General features: G+C 39.6%; 3 protein-coding genes. All 3 read left to right on the top strand.

Annotation, left to right across the window (positions count from 1 at the left end; translation table 11 throughout):
* On the top strand, positions 1-189 hold a 189-nt coding region (locus F6K53_RS42630), incomplete at its 5' end, for a hypothetical protein (protein WP_293086614.1).
* A gap of 143 nt (positions 190-332) precedes the next feature.
* Entirely contained in the window at positions 333-686 is a 354-nt protein-coding gene (locus F6K53_RS42625) for a DUF433 domain-containing protein (RefSeq protein ID WP_293086611.1), read from the top strand.
* Positions 687-883: 197 nt separating this feature from the next.
* A complete protein-coding gene (locus F6K53_RS42620) occupies positions 884-1333 on the top strand; it encodes a DUF29 domain-containing protein (protein ID WP_293086608.1) in 450 nt (149 codons plus the stop codon).
* Positions 1334-1397: the final 64 nt, after the last annotated feature.

Here is a 1397-nt window from a genome sequence, read left to right as displayed (position 1 = left end):
TATATTTTTTTTACTTATCGCGTTTCTAGGACTCATGAGGTACACATTATTTTTCCCCTCTTACCTCTTCCTTTCCCCTCCTGGGAGGGGTTAGGGGTGGGTTACTCTTCCCTGCTCCCTGCTCCCTGCTCCCTAAAAACCAGCAATTATCTCATAAGTCGTATAATTGCTATAATTATAACGAGCTAATAAGCTAATACAGCGTTTTCCATAACTAAGAGGTACACAGGATTTTTTACCTATTGCCTCTTGCCTATTGCCTCTTGCCTATTGCCTATTGCCTCTTGCCTCTTGCCTGCTCCCTACTCCCTGTTCCCTTTGTTATAAAATAAATGCAACTAAAAGACTATTTTGACTTCCTCAGTGTGGACGATATTCGGATAAAAGGCACAAGAATAGGAATAGAAACTATTCTCTATGATTATATCCATCGTGCCCGCACTCCTGAAGAAATTGCCGAAACCTATCCATCCCTAAATCTAGAACAGGTCTACGCTACTATTCTTTATTATCTACACAATAAAGAAATGGTGAGCCAATATGTTGCTGACTGGTTAGAGTGGAGTCACCAGCAACTGAAAGCACAGCAACTTAACCCCTCCACTTCTGCCCTGCGATTGCGGAAGTTGAGAGCAGAACAAAAAGTAATCAAAAAAGCTGATGACTCTCAAATATCTATTGGATGAAAATGTCAATCCTGCTTACAAAATCCAATTGACCCGGAATTCTCCTGATTTGGTGATGTACTACAGTTTTATTTTAGGTTGATTCTCTGTCTTGATACAGCCCATCGCTATTGCCTATTGCCTGTTCCCTGTTCCCTGTTCCCTGTTCCCTAAAAATCCAGAAATTGTGTACCTCATAGCTATGATAATTGCTATATATGAAATCTCAAATACCTGACTTAAAAGAACTTTATGAAACGGAGTACGATCAGTGGTTAACTGAAACAGTTATGCTCCTGAAAACTCGTGAATTAGAAGGGTTAGATTATGAAAACTTAATCGAGGAACTAGAAGCATTGGGACGCAGTGAAAGAAATGCTGTCAAAAGTTTACTGTTGCAGATAATTATTCATCTAATGCTGTACCAATATTGGGAATCCGAGATGGAGCGAAATCGGAATCACTGGGCAGGGGAGATTATTACCTTTCGGGTGCAACTAGAGGATAAACTTACCACTAATCTTCGCAATTACTTAGGGGATGAATTACCCAAAATTTATCAAAATGCTTTATTGATTGTCCAGAATAAAACTCAGCTTACTGCTCTACCTGAACAATGTCCTTATTCGTTTGAGCAGTTACTGGATAAGCATTGGTTTCCTAATTAATAGGGTGCATCTCATATTTGTAAAAAAAAAGGGAATCGGGAATCGGGAATCGGAATCGGGAGTA

The organism is Moorena sp. SIO4A1 (assembly GCF_010672065.1).
Taxonomy (GTDB): domain Bacteria; phylum Cyanobacteriota; class Cyanobacteriia; order Cyanobacteriales; family Coleofasciculaceae; genus Moorena.
Note: the sequence above shows the minus strand (reverse complement) of the source record. Positions and strands in the feature narration are given on the sequence as shown.